Genomic DNA, 16,918 nt, shown 5'->3' on the forward strand with positions numbered 1-16,918 from the left:
GGGTTCTGGGGTCCACTCCGCGCGCGGGATACGGTCGGCGGATGAGCGCGCCCGGTTTGCCGTTGACCGGCGAGCGCACCGTGCCGGACGTCGCGAGCGAGAACTACTGGTTCCGCCGCCACGAGGCCGTCTATTCGGCGCTGGCGCCGCGATGCCGGGGGCTCGTCGTCGATGCGGGGTGCGGGGAGGGGTACGGCGCCGATCTACTCGCAACGACGGCCGATCGGGTGCTGGCCCTCGACTACGACGGGCCCGCGCTGCGCCACATCGCGGGCCGGTACCCGCGTATTGCTCCCGCGCGTGCGAACCTCGTTGCCCTGCCCGTCGCGTCGGGGTCGGCGGACGTGGTGGTCTCGTTGCAGGTGATCGAGCACCTGTGGGAGCAGGAGAGGTTCGTCGCCGAGTGTGCCCGGGTGCTGCGTCCGGGCGGTGCGTTCCTGGTCTCGACGCCGAACCGGCTCACCTTCTCCCCCGGTCGTGGCGTCCCGCTCAACCCGTTCCACAGTCGCGAGTTCGCCCCCGCAGAGCTCGCCGATCTGCTGCGCGGCAACGGGTTCGGCGACGTTGAGATGCTCGGTCTGCACCACGGACCGCGGCTCGCCGAGCTCGACGCCCGGCACGGGGGCTCGATCGTCGACGCCCAGGTCGCGGTGGCGGTCGCGGGCACCGAGATGCCCGATCGGCTGGCCGCGGACGTCGCGGCTGTGGAAAGCAGCGACTTCGTCCTCACCACGGACGACCTCGAGACCTGCCTCGACCTCGTCGCGATCGCGGGATGACCGAACCGGTCGGCACCTTCTGCCTGGTCCTGCACTCGCATCTGCCCTGGCTCGCTCATCACGGGCGCTGGCCGGTCGGGGAGGAGTGGCTGTACCAGTCGTGGGCGCACTCCTATCTGCCCGTGGTGGACGTGGTGGGGCGGCTGGCCGCGGAGGGCCGTCGCGACCTGCTGACGCTCGGCGTCACCCCGGTGCTCGCGGCGCAGCTCGACGACCCGCATTGTCTGCGCGGCATGCACGACTGGCTCGGGGGCTGGCTGCAGCGTGCCCACGAGGCGGCCCCGCGGCTGCCCGACCTGGCGCTGCGCGAGCACCGTGCGGCGACGGCGGCACTGAGCGGGTTCGAGGCGCGCTGGCGCCACGGCGCCTCCCCCGTGCTGCGGGACCTGGCCGGCTCGGGAGTCGTCGAGCTGCTCGGCGGTCCGGCGACGCACTCCTTCGGTCCGCTGCTCGACGACCGGGTCCGTGCCTTCGCCCTCGACGCGGGCCTCACCGACCACTCCCGGCGCCTCGGGGCGCGGCCCGCGGGGATCTGGGCGCCCGAGTGCGGCTACGCCCCCGGCATGGAGACGGGCTACGCGGCGGCGGGCGTCGAGCGGTTCGTCGTCGACGGCCCGGCGCTGCACGGCGACACCGCGCTGCTGCGGCCCGTCGGCGAGTCGGGTGTGCTCGTGGCCGGGCGCGACCTCGACGTCACCTACCGCGTGTGGTCGCCGCGCGCCGGCTACCCGGGGCACGCCGACTACCGCGACTTCCACACCTTCGACCACCCGTCGGGGCTCAAACCGTCACGGGTGACGGGCAGACACGTTGCGCCGCAGGACAAGCATCCCTACGACCCGGACCGCGCCGCCGTGGCCGTGGCACGGGATGCGGCGGACTTCGTCGCGGTCGTCCGCGAGCGGCTCACGAGTGTCCGGGCACGCCTCGGAAGGCCCGGCCTCACCGTCGCCGCGTTCGACACCGAGCTGTTCGGGCACTGGTGGCACGAGGGGCCGGCCTGGCTGGAGGCGGTGCTGCGGGCGCTGCCGGAGGCAGCTGTGCGGGTCACGACGCTCGCCGGGGCGGTCGGCGCCGGGCTCGTCGGGTCGCCGGTCGAGCTGCCGGAGTCGTCGTGGGGGCTGGGCAAGGACTGGCACGTCTGGGCGGGTGAGGCCGTCTCCGATCTCGTCACGCTGGGACAGACGGTCCAGCGCGACCTGCGGGGTGTCGCACACGCGGGCCCGACCCGCGACCGTGAGAAGGACGCGCTCGCCGAGCAGGCGCTGCTGGCGTTGTCGAGCGACTGGGCGTTCATGGTCAGCCACGACTCCGCCGCCGACTACGCGCGCGGACGCGCCCGCGGCCACGCGGAGCGGGTCGCGCTGCTGGCACGGCTGCTCGCGGCGGGCGCGCGCGACGCCGCGGCAGCAGCCGTCGCCACCTGGGAACCGGGCCCGTTCGGCCACATCGACGCCCGCCGGCTGCCACGTGCCGGGTCGCGCGACACCGTCGTGGTCACCGGGGACGGACACGACGGGTCGCTCAGGCAGGCGGCTCCTGCAGCGGCGTCAGCTCCGGGACGTTGACGACGATGCCCTCCTGGGTGCTGCGCGAGATCACGACGACGGCGGGCTCGGCGGGGTCGGGGTTCTCCTCGCGGTGCGGGACGTAGGGCGGTACGAAGATGTAGTCGCCCGGGCCGGTGCTGATCCGCACTTCGCCGTGGCCGTCGTGGAAGACGAACTCCGGGTGTCCGCTGACGACGTAGATCGAGGTCTCGGCCTCGCCGTGGTGGTGGTTGCCGGAGTTCGTGGCGGGCGCGACGTGGGTCTCGCCGGTCCAGATGCGTTCGGAGCCGACGGTCTTGCCGCTCACGGCCTCGAGCCGGGTCATGCCGCTGGTCTGCGCGGTGTCGCCGACGAGCTCACCCGCGCGGACGTGGTGGATGTGCGCCCGCGACGGCGCCGCGGTGGCCGCGAGGTCGGGGTGGAAGCTCATCGGGTCTCCCCCAGGGTCTCTCCCACGATCTCCACGCGGGCGATCGCGGGGACGTCGGCCCCGAGCCGCAGCCGTTCCAGGAACAGCACGATCGACGCGGCGGCGGTGCGGTGGGTGGCGTCGTTGAGCGCGTCGTGGCGGCCGCCGCTGATGGTGACGAGCTCGCCGCGCGCCACACCCGCGTACCAGGCGCGGGCACCGGCGACGGGGCTGACGGTGTCGGCGTCGCCGTGCAGGCCGAGGACCGGCACGCCGATGCGCGCGGCCTCGGCGGCGGCCGGCCATCCGGCGGGGACGCGGTCGGCGAGGGCACCGCGGCGGACGCCGGAGTCGTCGCCGAGCCGCGCCTGGTGGGTCGGGCAGGCGGTGCGGGCGGCGAGCTCGTCGTCCCAGGCGACGGGCGTGGCACCCCCGACAACCGGGAGCCCGGCGAGGACGAGCGCGTCGACACCACCGAGCCCGCCCGCGACGAGGCCGGCGGCGAACAGTGCTCCGGTGTCGGACCCGACGAGGACGACCGGCCCGGGTTCGGCGGGCAGCAGCGACCGGATCTGTCCCTCGGCGCGGTCGGCGTCGACGGCCGGATCGGCGACGGCCCAGACCCGGTACCCGTCGGCGCTGATGCGGCGGCCGAACCGCTCGTAGACGCCGGCGTGCTCGCCGCGCCCGGGGATCACGACGACGGTGCCGCGCGGCACGACGCCGCTCGGCTCGCGCCAGGAGGCGACGACGGGAACAGCACTGGTGACGCTCACGTGAGGACCTTTCCGTTCGGGGCGTGCGCGAGCTGCGCCCGCAGTTCGGCGCGCTCGGCGCGGCCCATCCCGCCGCCGTCGACGGTCGGGGCGGAGCCGATGAGCAGCCGGGTGTAGGGGTGGCAGGGTGCGGTGACAACCTGCTCGGTCGTGCCGGTCTCGACGACGTCGCCGTGGTGGAGCACGACGAGGCGGTCGGTGATCCCGGCGACGGACCCGAGGTCGTGGGAGATGTAGAGCAGCCCGATGCCGTGCTCGGCGCACAGGCCGGAGAGCAGGTCGAGGACCTGGACCCGGGTGGCGGCGTCGAGGGCGCTGACGGGTTCGTCGCAGATCAGCAGCCGGGGCCGCGCGATCATGGCCCGGGCGATGGCGGCGCGTTGCCGCTGCCCGCCGGAGACCTCGCCGGGGCGGCGGGCGGCGAGCGCCGGGTCGAGCCCGACGGCGAGCAGGGCGTCGGCCACCCGGTCGCCGGGGTCGGTGATCCCGAACCCGACCGAGTCGCCCAGGGTGAGGTCGGGGTCGAGGCTGCGCAGCGGGTCCTGGAACACGTACTGGACGACGCCGGAGCGCCGGAAGGCCCGCAGCCGCGCACCGCGCAGCGCGGTGACGTCGGTTCCGGCGACGCGCAGGGTGCCGCGCTCGGCGCGGTGCAGGCCGACGACGGTCCGGGCGAGCGTCGTCTTGCCCGACCCGGTCTCGCCGATGAGGCCGACGCTCTCCCCTGCGCCGACGGTGAGGTCGACGCCGTGCAGGATCGAGCGGCGTTCGCGGCCGCGGCCGAGCCGCACGACGAGGCCGGACACCTCCAGCAGCGGCTCAGCCATGGTTCGCCTCCTGCAGCCGGAAGCGCTCGATGCCGTAGCGGGCGTGGGCGTCGACGAGCGAGCGGGTGTAGGGGTGGGTGGGCGCGTTCAGCACGTCGGCGGCGGCGCCGCGTTCGACGACGGTGCCGTCGCGCATGACGACGACCTCGTCGCACACCTGCGCGACGACGGCGAGGTCGTGGGACACGAGGACGAGCGCGAGCCCGGTGCGTTCGCGCAGGTCGGCGAGCAGGTCGAGCACCTCGGCCTGGACGGTGACGTCGAGGGCGGTGGTGGCCTCGTCGGCGATGAGCAGGTCGGGTTCGGCGCTGATGGCGACGGCGATGAGGACGCGTTGCAGCATCCCGCCGGACAGCTCGAACGGGTACTGCCGGTACACGAGTGCGGGGTCGCGCAGCCCCATGTCGGCGAGCAGGGCCAGGGCCCGGTCGCGGGCGGCGCGCCTGCCCAGCCCGACCCGGACGCGCAGCACCTCGGCGAGTTGGCGGCCGACGGCGATCGACGGGTTGAGGTAGGACGCCGGGTCCTGGAACACGGCGCCGATCCGGGTGCCGCGCACGCCGAGCCAGCCGCGGTCGTCGAGGCCGCGCAGGTCGGTCCCGTCGAAGGTGATGGCGGTGTCGTCGCCGCCTCGCAGCCCGGCGGGCAGGATGCCCAGGACCGAGCGGCAGGTCAGCGACTTGCCGCTGCCGGACTCGCCGACGATGCCGAGGGCCCCGCCGCGGGCCACGGACAGGTCGACCCCGGACACGAGCGTCGTGTCCGCGGTGTGGACGGACAGGTCGCGCACGGTGAGCAGTGCGGGAACTGCGGCGTCAGCCGACATGGGCGGCCACCTTTCGCTCGGCGGAGAGGGCGGGGGCGTCGCGCAGCGCGTCGGCGATCCCGTTGCACGCCCACACCGTGGCGACGATGAGCACCGCCGGCACGAACGGGCCGAAGGGTCGCTGGAACAGGTACTGCAGGTCGGTGGCGAGCATCCCGCCCCAGGTCGGGGTGGGCGGGGTGATGCCGATGCCGAGGAACGTCAGCGACGAGACGATCACCAGGCTCGCCCCGAGCAGGCTCGCGGTGCTCACGGCGACGGCCGGGACGACCTTGGGCCACACGTGCCGGCGCAGCACCGTCCAGGGCGACGCACCGGCCAGCACGGCCGCCTCCACGTACTGGGCGGTGGCGACGGGCAGTGCCGCGGCTCGGGTGACGCGGTAGAACCCGGGGGCCACGAGGACGCCGACGGCGAGCATCGCCTGCTGCAACCCGTTGCCCAGCAACGCGGTCATCGCCACGGCGAACACGAGGAAGGGCAACGTCACCAGGGCTTCCATCAGCCGCAGCGACAGCCATTCGACGGCGCGGCCGAGGTGCACCGACAGCAGCGCGGGCACGACACCGAGCACGAGCCCGACGGCGACGGCCTCGAGCGCCGCGACGAGCGACAGGGTCGACCCGGCGAGGAGCCTGCTCGCGACGTCGCGGCCGAGGTTGTCGGTGCCGAGCCAGTGCTCCGCCGACGCCCCGGCGAGGATGGCCTGCGGGTCCTGCAGCAGCGGGTCGTGCGGGGCGAGCCAGGGCCCGGCCACGGCGAGCAGGGCGACGAAGACGAGGACGGCGACCGAGACGGTGCCCGTCCGGCTCGCGACCACCGAACGCAGCATCACGACCTCCGGCGGGCGGCGGGGCGCAGCCGCAGCAGCAGGGTGTCGACGACCAGGTTCGCCGCGAGCACGACCACGACCGCGACGACGAGCGTGCCCTGGACGACGGGGACGTCACCGCGCAGCGCACCGTCGGCGGCGAAGCGCCCGAACCCGGACATCCCGAAGATCGACTCGGTGACGACGGCACCGCCGACGAGCATCGGGATGCGCAGCCCGAGGACGCTCAGCGCGGGGCCCGCGCCGTTGCGCAGCACGTGGACCAGCAGGATCCGCCGCGGCGAGAGGCCGCGCACGACCGCGCCGAGGACGTAGTTCTCCTGGTAGGCGCTGACGAGCCCGGTCCGCAGCTGGCGGGCGATGTCGGCGACGGCGTCGAGGCTCAACGCGATGGCGGGCAGCGTGATCAGCGTGAGCCACATGCCGGGGTCCTGGGAGAAGGGCACGTACCCGGCCGACGGGACCAGCCCCAGGAGCACGCTGAACACCACGATCAACGCGACCGCGACGACGAACGGCGGCAGCGCCGACACGACCGAGCAGAACCCGGTGACCGCCCGGTCGAAGATGCTGCCGCGCCACACCGCGGCACCGATGCCGAGCAACGTCCCGGCGACGACGGCGATGAGCAGCGCGAACGCCGCGACGGACAGGCTGACGGCGAGCCGGTCCCCGATCTGGGACGTCACGCTGACCCCGTTGAGCCAGGAGCTGCCCAGGTCACCGCGCACGACGTGGGAGAGCCAGTCGACGTACTGCACGACGACGGGGCGGTCGAGGCCGAGCTCGGCGCGGACGCGGGCGACGTCGGCGGGGGTGGCGGAGTCCCCGAGCAGCAGCCCGGCGGGGCTGAGCCCGCTGACCGCGCCCAGCAGGAAGGTCAGGAACGTCGCGAACAGGAACACGGGGATGGTCAGCGCGACGGTGCGCAGCAGCCACCGGGCGGCGCCGCCGAGCGCGCCGGTCCGGCGGGGCCGCGCCGGGCGGGCCACGGCGGCGGCCGTGTCCCACCCGGTGCCGGCGACGGACACCGTCACGTCGTGCTCCCGACGGTCACGCCCTCCCAGCGGTACTGCGACAGGAAGTGCGGCAGCGGCGAGACCTTCTTGTTGCGCACGACGACGCGCGGCTGGGTGCCGAGCGAGAAGCTCGGCGACATCTCGACACCGGTGCGGACGGCGGCCTGCAGGACGCGCGGGTAGTCCGGCGAGTCGAGCGGGGTGCGGCGCACCGCGTCGAGGGCGGCGAGGAACTCCGGCGTCGACACCTTGCTGGTGTTCATGAGCCCCTCGGGCCCGTAGACGACGGTGAGGTTCTGCACCGGCGACTCCCGGCCGACGGTGCCGTCGAGGGCGAACTGGGCCTTGCGCCCCAGGTAGACCTCCTGCTGCCAGGTGGACGAGCCGGGCGGCACGACCTTGATCGTCGCGTTGACGCCGACGGCCTGCAGCTGCTGCTGCACCAGCTCCGCGGTCGACTGGGAGATGGAGTTGACGGTGACGGTCAGCGCGAGCTGCCCCGGTGCATAGCCGGCGTCGGCGAGCAGCTGCCTCGCCTTGGCCGGGTCGTAGGCGAACGCGGTGTCCAGCGACGGGTCGAAGGCGACGTAGCCCTTGGGGAACGGCTGGTAGACGACGTCACCGACGCCGGCGTTGACGACGTCGATGATCTGCTGCCGGTCGACGGCGTACTTGAGGGCGTCGACGACGCGGCGGTCGGTGAGCGGGGCGAGGCCGCTGTGCACGTCGACCTGGTTGACCTGCAGCGAGTCGATGACGTCGACCTCCAGCCCGGCGGCCTTCGCCTGCGGGATCTGGTTGCCGGGGATGTAGGAGACGTCGAGCGCGCCGGACTGGACGGCCGCGATGACGGTCGCGGCGTCGGTGGTCGGGGTCAGCTCCAACCGGTCGATCTTGACGTCGGCGGCGTCCCAGTAGCCGGGGTTCTTGACCAGGACGGCCTTCGACTCCGGCACGAAGCTCTCGAACTTGAAGGGGCCCGCCCCGACGGGCGCGGTGGGGATCGCGGCGGCGTCCTCGGTGAACGCGGTCGGGCTCACGATCGCGCCGGTCTTGCCCGCCAACAGGTTCGGCACCTGGTAGTCGGGGGCGGCCAGCACCAGGGTGACGTCGCGGTCACCGGCGACGGTGATGTCCTTGATCGTCGCGAGCTGGTCCTTGAGCAGCGAGTTCTGCTGGGTCTTGCCGCGCAGCAGGCTCTGCTTCACCGCGTCGGCGTTCAGCGGGGTGCCGTCGGTGAAGGTGAGGTTCGGCCGCAGCGTGAACGTCACGGCGGTGCCGTCGGCGTTGTACTTCCACGACTCGGCCAGGCCCGGGACGGCGGTCGCCTTCTCGTCGAGCTGGGTGAGCGAGGCGTAGACCAGGCTGATCGTGTTGATGTCGTTGCCGGTGCTCGACGTCACCGGGTCCCACGAGGTGGGCAGCGCGAAGCCCCATCTCAAGGTCGCGCCGGACGCCGAGCCGGCGCCGCCGCCGCACGCCGTGAGGGCGACGGCAGCGGCCGCGACGACCGCGGCGAGTCTGAGGAGGGTGCGGGGGCGGGACATGGAGTGGGTCCTCCGGGGACTCGGGATCAGACGTGCGCGGGGGTGGGGACGCGGGCCTCGCGGGCCGCGGTGTGGACGTTGCGCGGGATCGGCAGGCCGAGGTTGCCGCGCAGGGTCGTGGCCTCGTACTCCGAGCGCACGACGCCACGCTCGCGCAGGATCGGCAGCACCTCGTCGGTGAACCGGGCGAACTCGCTGGGCACGGTGATGTGCACGTTGAGGCCGTCGAGGCCGCGGCCGGTGAACCAGCGCTCGATCTCGGCGGCGACGGTGGTGGCCGACCCGACGAACGGCTGCGGCGTCGACGACATGAAACGTTCGACGGTCTGGCGCAGCGTGAGCCGCTCCTCGCGGGCGACCTTCTTGATCTGCTCGGCCTGGGTGCGGAACGAGTCCGCGCCGAGGTCGCCGAGATCGGGGAAGGGCGCGTCGAGGTCGTAGCCGGAGAAGTCGTGCCAGCCGAAGGGCCGGCCGAACTGGGCGAGGTTCTTCGCGAAGTCCTTGCCGAGCCGGTTGGCCCGCTCGATCTCGCGGGCCTCGTCGTCGGTGTCGGCGACGACCGGCGTCACCCCGGGCATGATCAGGACGTGCTCGGGGTCGCGGCCCTTCGCCGCGGCCCGGGCCTTGATGTCGCGGTAGAAGGCCTGCGCCTTCTCCAGCGTGGGTGAGTGGGTGAAGATCCCTTCGCCGATGCTCGCGCCCAGGTCGCGGCCCTCGTCGGAGTCGCCGGCCTGGAAGATCACCGGCTGTCCCTGCGGGGACCGGGAGATGTTGAGCGGGCCCCGGACGGAGAAGTGCTCGCCCACGTGGTCGAGGCGGTGCTGGCGGGTCGGGTCGACGAACACGCCCGTCGCGACGTCGCGCGGGAACGCGTCGTCCTCGTAGGAGTCCCACAGCCCCTGGCAGACGCGCACCGACTCCAGCGCCCGGCCGTAGCGGGAGGCGTAGTCGAAGTGCTCGTCGCGGCTGTAGTTCGCCGCGGTGCCACCGTCGCCGGTCGCGACGACGTTCCAGCCCGCCCGGCCACCGGAGATCAGATCCAGCGACGCGAGCCGACGGGCCAGGTTGAACGGCGTGTTGTACGACGTCGTCAGGGTGCCGACGAGCCCGATGTGGGTGGTCGACACCGCGAGCGCCGACAGCAGCGTCAGCGGTTCGAGGCGGTTGAGGTAGTGCGGGGGCGAATCAGGGGTGATGAACTGGCTGTCGACGATGAAGACCAGGTCGAACAGGGCGGCCTCGGCCTGCCGGGCCCGCTCGGCGTACCAGCGGATGTCGATGCTGGCGTCGCCCGGGATCTCGGGGTGGGTCCAGGTGTCGTGCTGGCCGGGACCTCCGACGCCCATCAGGACGGCACCGAGCTTCAACTGCCGGACCATGGGTGCGGCCTTTCTCGCGCAGGGGTCACCGCCCCGGGCGTGACGGCGCGCGGGCGCGGTGCAACGGATGCTGGGAACGGGGACCGGTCCGGTCGGGGCACACGTGTGCCCGACGGGCACTCAGCCGACGGGACCGGTCAGGCGGTGTGGCGACGACACGTCGCGGTGGACGTCCGGCCGAGATCGACGGCACGGCGTCGGGTGAGCAGCACGGCGCCGGCGCCGCACCCGAGGGTGCGCACGGTTGCCGGGCGGTCTGCCATGCCTCGATCGTGTCATGGCGGGTTCCGCGCGGTCCAACTCGCAGTTCCGATCACATTCGATAGGAAACGTTGATCGGTGTGTGCTTCCCTCTCGATGTGGGCGCCACCCTGGACCTGACGCAGCTGCGCAGCCTCGTCGCCGTCGCCGACTGCGGGGGCTTCCACCGGGCGGCCAACGCGCTGCACGTCAGCCAGCCCACGGTCAGCCACCACGTCCGCAGGCTGGAGGCCGTCGTCGGCCGGCCGCTGATGGTGCGCGAGGGCCGCACCTCCCGCCTCACCCCCGCCGGCGAGCTGCTGCTGGGCGAGGCCCGCCGGATGCTCGCCATCAACGACGAGACCCTGGCCCGGCTCGGCGCCACGCACGACGCCGACGAGGTGGTCGTCGGATCGACCGAGCACGCCGCCGACCAGCTCCTGCCCGAGCTGGCCTCAGCCCTGCAGGACTCCCTCGGGGTGAGCCGGGTGCGGTTCCGGCTCGACCGGGGCGCGGTTCTGCGGTCGGCACTCGACAAGGGCGACGTCGACCTCGCGCTGCTGTTCGGCGCCCCCGACGACGACCGCTCCACCGGCTCGGGCCGGCTCACGCTGCGCTGGTACTCCGCACCGACCTGGGCACCGCCCGTCGACGGCACCGACATCCCCCTCGTCGCCTTCGACGAGCCCTGCGCGATCCGCAGCCGCGCGCTCGACACCCTTGCCGCGCACCGGCTCCCGGCCGCCGTCGTGTGCGACGCCGCCTACCTCGGCGGGGTGCTCGCCGCCGCCCGGGCGGGGCTGGGTGTCGCGCTGCTCGCGACCGTCGGGCGCACCCCGGAAGGCCTCGTCCCCCGCGACGACCTGCCCGTCGTCGACCCGATCCCGCTCGCCGTGCGATCGCGGCGCGGCCTGCGGCCCGACCTCGCCACCGAGGCGGCACGCTCGATCAGGCAGGTCCTCGACGTCGACGCCTGAGCGGCCTGCCACCATGTCGCGGATGCGTGTACTGGTGCTGAGCTGGGAGTACCCGCCGGTCGTCGTCGGCGGCCTCGGGCGGCACGTGCACGCACTCGTGCGGGAGCTGGCCGCGGCCGGGCACGAGGTCGTCGTCCTCGCCCGGCGCGAGACCGGCACCGACGCCGCGACCCACCCCACCACCGACGGCCCCGATCCCGACGACCCGCGCGTGCGGGTGCTCCACGTCGCCGAGGACCCCGCCCACCTGCGGTTCTCCGACGACATGGTCGCCTGGGTGCTCGCCATGGGCCACGCCCTGCTGCGGGCGGCGCTGACGCGGCTGGCCGACTGGCGTCCCGACGTCGTCCACGCCCACGACTGGCTCGTCGCCCACCCCGCGATCGCGCTCGCCGACACCCTCGGCGTCCCCCTCGTCGCGACCATCCACGCCACCGAGGCCGGTCGCCACGGCGGTTGGCTGACGACACCGCTGAGCCGGCAGGTGCACTCGATCGAGTGGTGGCTCGCGCGCCGGGCCGACGCCGTCGTCACCTGCTCGCGGGCGATGCGGGCCGAGGTGGCCACCCTGTTCGACCTCGACCCCGACACGATCTCCGTGGTGCACAACGGGATCGCCCCCCGGCGGTGGAGCGTCCCACCTGCCGCCACCGAGGCCGCGCGTCGCCGCTGGGCACCCGGCGACGTCCCGCTGCTCGCCTACTTCGGACGCCTCGAGTACGAGAAGGGCGTCCAGGACCTGATCGCGGCCCTGCCCCGGATCCGGCGCGCGCACCCGGGGACGCGGCTCGTCGTCGCCGGGACGGGGACGCAGCAGCAGATGCTCGTCGACGAGGCGCGCCGGCACCGGGTGCGCCGGTCGGTCCGCTTCGCGGGCCACCTCACCGACGACGACCTCGCCGCCCTGCTCACCGCCGCCTCGGCGGTCGTGCTGCCCAGCCGCTACGAGCCGTTCGGCATCGTGGCCCTGGAGGCCGCGGCCGCGGGTGCACCGCTCGTGGCGTCGACGGCGGGTGGGCTCGGCGAGGTCGTCGTCGACGGCGTGAGCGGGGTGTCGTTCGCACCGGGCGACGTCGCGGGCATCGCCGGCGCCGTCCGTCGCGTGCTCGACAACCCCGATGCGGCGCACGAGCGCGCTCGCGTCGCACGGGCCCGGCTCGTCCCCGACTTCGGCTGGCCCGTCATCGCGGTGCGCATCGCGGAGATCTACGCCACCGCCCCCGCGGGCGGAGCGATCGAGGCCGGGCGGCCGAAGATTCCGACGGGGAACGTCCTGTCCGCCGGGGATCTCACGCCGCCGAGGTGACGTGCTCGTCCGGGCGCACGGGTCAGGTCCCGTCGGCGACCCGGCGACGGACCGCGGCCTCGGTCTTGCGCGCGATGTCGGCGATCGCGGCGCGGTGCGCGGCGGCGGCCTCGTAGTCGTCGACACGGTTGCGCACGACCCGCGCCGGGGTGCCGACCGCGATCGAGAACTCCGGGATGTCGCCGCGCGCCACGGCGTGCGCGCCGAGGACGGTGCCGCGGCCGATCCTGGTGCCGCGCAACACCGTCGACTTCACCCCGAGCCAGCAGTCGGGCCCGATCCGTACCGGCGCCTTGACGATGCCCTGGTCCTTGATCGGGACCGTCACGTCCTCGACGCGGTGGTCGAAGTCGGTGACGTAGACCCAGTCGGCGACGATCGTCGCCGCCCCGATCTCGACGTCGAGGTAGCAGTTGACGGTGTTGTCCTTGCCGAGGACGACCTTGTCACCGATGCGCAGCGAGCCCTCGTGGCAGCGGATCGAGTTGCCGTCGCCGATGTGCACCCAGCGGCCGATCTCGAGGCGTCCGTAGCCGGGCCGCGCGTGCAGCTCGACGCCCCGGCCCAGGAACACCATGCCGCGCAGCACGACGTGCGGGTTGGCCGCCCGCAACCGGAGCAGCCGCACGTAGCGGACCAGGTACCAGGGCGTCCAGGCCCGGTGCCGGACGACCCAGCGCAGCGACGCGAGCGTGAGGAACCGGACCTGCTCGTCGTCGCGACGGCGGGCCCAGCGGCGCCACACCGGCGCCCCCCACATGCTCGTCATGCGCCGAGCTTAGGGACCCGCCGCCCCGAACCCTGTGAGCGGCGATAGTCGCTATAGCGACTATCGCCGCTCACGACGTCTGACCTGCGGTGCGGCACGGCACGGCACGGCACGGCACGGCGCGGCGTCTCAGGCCAGTCCGTTCTCGATCGCGTACCGCACCAGCGCGGCCCGACCCGCGAGACCGAGCTTGCGCACGATCCGGTGCACGTGGTTCTCGACGGTCCGGGGTGACAGGACGAGCCGGACCGCGATCTGGCGCGCGGTGAGGCCGTCGACGACCAGCCGCACGATGTCGAGCTCCCGCTCGGTGAGCGACACGGGATCGGCGGCCGCCGTGCCGTAGGAGTCGAGCACCAGGTCGGCGACGCCGGGCCCGAACACGACCTCGCCCGCCGCGACGCGGGTGACGGCCTCGGCGAGCTCGGTCCAGCCGCAGTCGCGGCGGACGAACCCGGACGCCCCCGCCCGCAGCGCGGCCAGGACGGGCACGTGCTCGACGGACTCCCCGACCGCGAGCACCGTCGACGAGGGCGCCGCGTCGAGCAGGGTCTCGACCGGATGCACGCCCTCGGCACCGTCCGGGTCGGGACCGGCGACGGCGAGGTCGAGCACGACGACGTCGGCGTGCTCCGGTAGCTGGTGCACGTCTTCGGCGCAGCCCCGCACGTCGAGGCCCGCGGCGCGCAGCCCTGTCGCGATCGGATCGGCGACACCGGCCGCCGCGACGACCACGACCCGCGCCGACATGCCGCTCCTCCCGCGCGCCCTCATCCGGCCTGGTCGGCGCACGCCCGGCGCATCGTCGCATCCCGCTCCGCGGTGCCGGACGCGTTCGCGAGCCCACCACCCGTCCGGACGCGAACGATCACCCGCCGCGGCGCACGACCGTCACGGTCAGTCGTCGAGACCTTGTTCGATCGCGTAGCGGACCAGCTGGGCGCGGTTGTGCAGCTGGAGCTTGCGCAACGTGTTCTGGACGTGGCTCTCCACCGTCCGGTGCGACACCCCGAGCCGCTCGCCGATCACACGCGCCGTGAGGCCCTTGGCGACGAGGCGCAGCACGTCGGTCTCCCGATCGGTCAGGGCAGGGACGGCCGGGGCGCCCGAGGCGGGACGCGGGTCGTCGGCGAGGCGGCGGTACTCCCCCAGGACCAGTCCGGCGAGGCCCGGGGTGAACACCGGGAAGCCGTCGGCGGTGCGGTGCACGGCGTCGAGCAGCTCCTCCGCGCTCGCCGACTTCACGAGGTAGCCCGTCGCGCCCGCCTTCACCGCCTCGAGGACGTCGGCGTGCTCTCCCGACGCCGACAGCACCAGGATGCGGGTGTCGGGCAGGACCTCGACGATGCCGCGGATGGCGTCGACACCCGACGTCGCGCCGAGGTTGAGGTCCATCAGCACGACCTGCGGGCGCACCGCGCGGGCGATACGCACCGCGGCCTCGGCGTCCGGGGCGGTGGCGACGACGTCGAGACCGCGTTCGCCCAGGTCACGGGCCACGCCCTCACGCCAGATGGGGTGGTCGTCGACGACCATCACCGTCACGCTCACGTCCGCGCCACCCTCATCGTCCATTCCGTCCCGCGGTCGGGGCCCGTCTCGCACACCAGCGTGCCGCCGAGATCGCGCACCCGCCCCCGCATCGACGCCGCCACCCCGAGCCTGCCCTCCGCCTCGGCCTCGGCGAGCCGCCCGTCGGGGATGCCGGGCCCGTCGTCGCGGACGCTGATCTCCACCTCGCCGCCGAGGTCCTCGACGAACACCCAGGCCGGCGCGTCGATGCCGACGTGCAGCGCCGTGTTCGCGAGTGCCGCCCCGACGACGCCGAGCAGGTCGTCGACGACCTGGGCCGGCAGGTCGAGGGGGTGGGCGGGCGCGGAGACACTGACCCGGGTCGACGCGAGCGTCCGCAGCGCGGCGGCCAGGTCACGACGCCCCCCACCGTCGGCCGCCGCCGTGCCGCTGGTGAGCAGCGTGCGGAGCGCGACCTCCTGCTCCCCCGCCAACGTCCCCAGCTCGCCGGCGCCGCCGCCGAGCTCGGCGCCCCGCCGGCGCACGTGCGCCAGCACCTGCAGGACACCGTCGTGGATGCTGCGCGCCAACCGTTCCCGCTCCGTCGCGGCGGCCTGCGCGGCCACGGCGGCGCGGACCCGTTCCGCGGAGCGGCGCAGCACGCCGGAGCAGAACCCGACGGTCAGCCCGGCGAGGATCAGCAGCTGGACGTCGGCGAGGTCGACGAGCGTCATCGGCCCCGACAGCAGCGTCACCACGACCAGCGCACCCGAGGTCACGACGGCCCCGACCAGCCCGCCGCGCAGCCCGAACGCGATGGCCAGCGCGAGCGCGGCGCCGGGCGTCCAGATCGAGCCCATCACCGGGGTGTCGGCGGCGAGCTGGGCGGGGCTCTGCACGATCGGCGTCGTGAGCATCACCGCGGCGGTGACGCCGAGATCGACCATCGCGACCGTGCCCCGGCGGTCGGGGCCGTCGCGGCGCGGGAAGTAGGCGAACCCGGTGACGACCGTCCAGGCCACCATGACGGCGACGACGAGACCCGCGGCGAGCGGATGCGCGTACTCGCGCAGCGACACCAGGACGAACACCGACGTGCTGACGAGCGTCAGGACGCGGTAGACGAGCAGGCCCCGCCACAGCGGCTCCAGCGGGCGATCCATACCGCCCATACTGCCCGGGCCCCGCACGCGGCCGGATCCGTAGGGTTACGCAGGCCGCGTGCCCGTGACCAGCGCGTTGTAGAACCACCCGCGGGGCACGACGCGCGACAGGACGTTCTCGTCGAGCCACGACAGCCGCTGCCAGCCGCGATAGGCGAACATCGCCCATCCCCAGCCCAGCTTCCCGGCGGGCACCGCGGCTTCGAAGGTCCGTACCGGCCAGCCGAGCATCGCGGCGGTGAACTCCTCGGTCACGACGCGCACGTCCGCGGCCCCGGCCGCGACCGCGGTCCGCTCCAGGTCGGCGGGGTCGAAGACGTGCTGGTCGACGACGGCCTCCAGCGCCGCGGCGCGGGAGGACTCGTCGAGCTCGGCCTGCGGCCGGCGCCAGCCCTGCAGCCCCGGCAGCCGGGTGAGGGTCGTCGTCGCCTTCCAGGTGAGCATGCCGAGGCGGCGCGCGTAGAGGTCGCCGATCTTCGTCGGCTCCCCGGCGAAGACGAACCGTCCGCCCGGCCTCAGCACGCGGAGTACCTCGCGCAGCGCCGCCGCGACGTCGGGGATGTGGTGCAGCACGGCGTGTCCGACGACGACGTCGAACGTCGCGTCGTCGTAGGGGATGTGTTCGGCGTCGGCGACGCGGCCGTCGACGTCGAGGCCCAGCCCTTCCGCGTTGCGCAGCGCGGCCTCGACCATGCCGGGCGAGAGGTCGGTGACCGAGCCGCGGGTGGCGATCCCGGCCTGCATGAGGTTGAGCAGGAAGAAGCCGGTGCCGCAGCCGAGTTCGAGCGCCCGCTCGTAGGGCCGGTCGGTGTCGCCGGCCGCGTGCCGGAAGCGGCCGGCGGCGTAGTCGATGCAGCGTTCGTCGTAGGAGATCGACCACTTCTCGTCGTAGGAGCCGGCTTCCCAGTCGTGGTAGAGCACGTTCGCGAGCTTGGGGTCGCGGCGCGCGGCATCGACCTCCGCGGCCGTCGGGTGCGGGCGGGGCTCGGGGTCCGTGCTCATGGGGC

General features: G+C 74.1%; 18 protein-coding genes. 4 read left to right on the forward strand and 14 right to left on the reverse strand.

Features of this window, described 5'->3' with window-relative positions; translation table 11 throughout:
* The first annotated feature begins 41 nt into the window (after positions 1-41).
* Complete coding sequence (locus PSU4_RS20255) at positions 42-779, forward strand: class I SAM-dependent methyltransferase (protein ID WP_147110707.1); 738 nt, start codon at positions 42-44, stop codon at positions 777-779.
* On the forward strand, positions 776-2,347 hold the full coding sequence (locus PSU4_RS20260) for a 1,4-alpha-glucan branching protein domain-containing protein (RefSeq protein ID WP_147110710.1): 1,572 nt from the start codon (positions 776-778) through the stop codon (positions 2,345-2,347). The genes PSU4_RS20255 and PSU4_RS20260 overlap by 4 nt, the downstream gene beginning before the upstream one ends.
* On the opposite strand, the gene PSU4_RS20265 is transcribed toward PSU4_RS20260, so the two are convergent.
* The 9 genes from PSU4_RS20265 to PSU4_RS32840 form a co-directional block, all read right to left on the reverse strand.
* The gene (locus PSU4_RS20265; RefSeq protein ID WP_147110713.1) at positions 2,304-2,759 is read right to left on the reverse strand and encodes a cupin domain-containing protein; all 456 of its coding nucleotides are present in this window, start codon (positions 2,757-2,759) and stop codon (positions 2,304-2,306) included. The genes PSU4_RS20260 and PSU4_RS20265 overlap by 44 nt on opposite strands.
* Entirely contained in the window at positions 2,756-3,514 is a 759-nt protein-coding gene (locus PSU4_RS20270) for an alpha/beta hydrolase (RefSeq protein WP_147110716.1), read from the reverse strand. Before PSU4_RS20270 ends, PSU4_RS20265 begins: the two co-directional genes overlap by 4 nt.
* Positions 3,511-4,341, reverse strand: coding sequence for an ABC transporter ATP-binding protein (locus PSU4_RS20275; RefSeq protein WP_147110719.1), 831 nt, complete (start codon positions 4,339-4,341; stop codon positions 3,511-3,513). The genes PSU4_RS20270 and PSU4_RS20275 overlap by 4 nt, the downstream gene beginning before the upstream one ends.
* Positions 4,334-5,167 (reverse strand): ABC transporter ATP-binding protein, encoded by an 834-nt coding sequence (locus tag PSU4_RS20280; protein ID WP_147110723.1) that lies wholly within the window; start codon positions 5,165-5,167, stop codon positions 4,334-4,336. The genes PSU4_RS20275 and PSU4_RS20280 overlap by 8 nt, the downstream gene beginning before the upstream one ends.
* Positions 5,157-5,999: an ABC transporter permease gene (locus tag PSU4_RS20285; protein ID WP_147110725.1), complete on the reverse strand. Its 843-nt coding sequence runs from the start codon at positions 5,997-5,999 to the stop codon at positions 5,157-5,159. Before PSU4_RS20285 ends, PSU4_RS20280 begins: the two co-directional genes overlap by 11 nt.
* Positions 5,999-7,036: an ABC transporter permease gene (locus PSU4_RS20290; protein ID WP_246115238.1), complete on the reverse strand. Its 1,038-nt coding sequence runs from the start codon at positions 7,034-7,036 to the stop codon at positions 5,999-6,001. Before PSU4_RS20290 ends, PSU4_RS20285 begins: the two co-directional genes overlap by 1 nt.
* Positions 7,033-8,565 (reverse strand): ABC transporter substrate-binding protein, encoded by a 1,533-nt coding sequence (locus tag PSU4_RS20295; RefSeq protein ID WP_147110728.1) that lies wholly within the window; start codon positions 8,563-8,565, stop codon positions 7,033-7,035. The genes PSU4_RS20290 and PSU4_RS20295 overlap by 4 nt, the downstream gene beginning before the upstream one ends.
* Positions 8,566-8,591: 26 nt before the next feature.
* Positions 8,592-9,944: an NtaA/DmoA family FMN-dependent monooxygenase gene (locus PSU4_RS20300; RefSeq protein ID WP_147110731.1), complete on the reverse strand. Its 1,353-nt coding sequence runs from the start codon at positions 9,942-9,944 to the stop codon at positions 8,592-8,594.
* A gap of 137 nt (positions 9,945-10,081) precedes the next feature.
* On the reverse strand, positions 10,082-10,207 hold the full coding sequence (locus tag PSU4_RS32840; RefSeq protein WP_281290717.1) for a hypothetical protein: 126 nt from the start codon (positions 10,205-10,207) through the stop codon (positions 10,082-10,084).
* Positions 10,208-10,303: 96 nt separating this feature from the next.
* Here PSU4_RS32840 and PSU4_RS20305 point away from each other — a divergent pair, with 96 nt between their 5' ends.
* The gene (locus tag PSU4_RS20305; protein WP_147110734.1) at positions 10,304-11,161 is read left to right on the forward strand and encodes a LysR family transcriptional regulator; all 858 of its coding nucleotides are present in this window, start codon (positions 10,304-10,306) and stop codon (positions 11,159-11,161) included.
* A gap of 22 nt (positions 11,162-11,183) precedes the next feature.
* Positions 11,184-12,467 carry a glycosyltransferase family 4 protein gene (locus PSU4_RS20310; protein ID WP_147110737.1) on the forward strand — a complete coding sequence of 428 codons (1,284 nt, stop codon included), beginning with the start codon at positions 11,184-11,186 and terminating at the stop codon, positions 12,465-12,467.
* A 22-nt stretch (positions 12,468-12,489) separates the two neighbouring features.
* Here PSU4_RS20310 and PSU4_RS20315 read toward each other — a convergent pair whose 3' ends face one another.
* The 5 genes from PSU4_RS20315 to PSU4_RS20335 form a co-directional block, all read right to left on the reverse strand.
* Entirely contained in the window at positions 12,490-13,236 is a 747-nt protein-coding gene (locus PSU4_RS20315; RefSeq protein ID WP_147110740.1) for an acyltransferase, read from the reverse strand.
* Between the two features lie 129 nt (positions 13,237-13,365).
* Positions 13,366-13,986 carry a response regulator transcription factor gene (locus PSU4_RS20320; RefSeq protein WP_186817085.1) on the reverse strand — a complete coding sequence of 207 codons (621 nt, stop codon included), beginning with the start codon at positions 13,984-13,986 and terminating at the stop codon, positions 13,366-13,368.
* A 147-nt stretch (positions 13,987-14,133) separates the two neighbouring features.
* The gene (locus PSU4_RS20325) at positions 14,134-14,811 is read right to left on the reverse strand and encodes a response regulator (protein ID WP_147110746.1); all 678 of its coding nucleotides are present in this window, start codon (positions 14,809-14,811) and stop codon (positions 14,134-14,136) included.
* On the reverse strand, positions 14,784-15,911 hold the full coding sequence (macS, locus tag PSU4_RS20330) for a MacS family sensor histidine kinase (RefSeq protein ID WP_147110749.1): 1,128 nt from the start codon (positions 15,909-15,911) through the stop codon (positions 14,784-14,786). Before macS ends, PSU4_RS20325 begins: the two co-directional genes overlap by 28 nt.
* Positions 15,912-15,956: 45 nt before the next feature.
* Positions 15,957-16,913, reverse strand: a complete 957-nt coding sequence (locus PSU4_RS20335) for a class I SAM-dependent methyltransferase (protein WP_147110752.1) — start codon at positions 16,911-16,913, stop codon at positions 15,957-15,959.
* Between the last annotated feature and the right edge of the window lie 5 nt (positions 16,914-16,918).

This window comes from Pseudonocardia sulfidoxydans NBRC 16205, assembly GCF_007989085.1.
Lineage (GTDB): Bacteria > Actinomycetota > Actinomycetes > Mycobacteriales > Pseudonocardiaceae > Pseudonocardia > Pseudonocardia sulfidoxydans.

Bases quoted from the DNA above. Each gene is read 5' to 3' on its own strand.
- PSU4_RS20255 (WP_147110707.1), top strand. From the start codon at position 42: ATGAGCGCGCCCGGTTTGCCGTTGACCGGCGAGCGCACCGTGCCGGAC.
- PSU4_RS20260 (WP_147110710.1), top strand. From the start codon at position 776: ATGACCGAACCGGTCGGCACCTTCTGCCTGGTCCTGCACTCGCATCTG.
- PSU4_RS20265 (WP_147110713.1), bottom strand. From the start codon at position 2,759: ATGAGCTTCCACCCCGACCTCGCGGCCACCGCGGCGCCGTCGCGGGCG.
- PSU4_RS20275 (WP_147110719.1), bottom strand. From the start codon at position 4,341: ATGGCTGAGCCGCTGCTGGAGGTGTCCGGCCTCGTCGTGCGGCTCGGC.
- PSU4_RS20280 (WP_147110723.1), bottom strand. From the start codon at position 5,167: ATGTCGGCTGACGCCGCAGTTCCCGCACTGCTCACCGTGCGCGACCTG.
- PSU4_RS20285 (WP_147110725.1), bottom strand. From the start codon at position 5,999: ATGCTGCGTTCGGTGGTCGCGAGCCGGACGGGCACCGTCTCGGTCGCC.
- PSU4_RS20295 (WP_147110728.1), bottom strand. From the start codon at position 8,565: ATGTCCCGCCCCCGCACCCTCCTCAGACTCGCCGCGGTCGTCGCGGCC.
- PSU4_RS20300 (WP_147110731.1), bottom strand. From the start codon at position 9,944: ATGGTCCGGCAGTTGAAGCTCGGTGCCGTCCTGATGGGCGTCGGAGGT.
- PSU4_RS32840 (WP_281290717.1), bottom strand. From the start codon at position 10,207: ATGGCAGACCGCCCGGCAACCGTGCGCACCCTCGGGTGCGGCGCCGGC.
- PSU4_RS20310 (WP_147110737.1), top strand. From the start codon at position 11,184: ATGCGTGTACTGGTGCTGAGCTGGGAGTACCCGCCGGTCGTCGTCGGC.
- PSU4_RS20315 (WP_147110740.1), bottom strand. From the start codon at position 13,236: ATGACGAGCATGTGGGGGGCGCCGGTGTGGCGCCGCTGGGCCCGCCGT.
- PSU4_RS20320 (WP_186817085.1), bottom strand. From the start codon at position 13,986: ATGTCGGCGCGGGTCGTGGTCGTCGCGGCGGCCGGTGTCGCCGATCCG.
- PSU4_RS20325 (WP_147110746.1), bottom strand. From the start codon at position 14,811: ATGGACGATGAGGGTGGCGCGGACGTGAGCGTGACGGTGATGGTCGTC.
- macS (WP_147110749.1), bottom strand. From the start codon at position 15,911: ATGGATCGCCCGCTGGAGCCGCTGTGGCGGGGCCTGCTCGTCTACCGC.
- PSU4_RS20335 (WP_147110752.1), bottom strand. From the start codon at position 16,913: ATGAGCACGGACCCCGAGCCCCGCCCGCACCCGACGGCCGCGGAGGTC.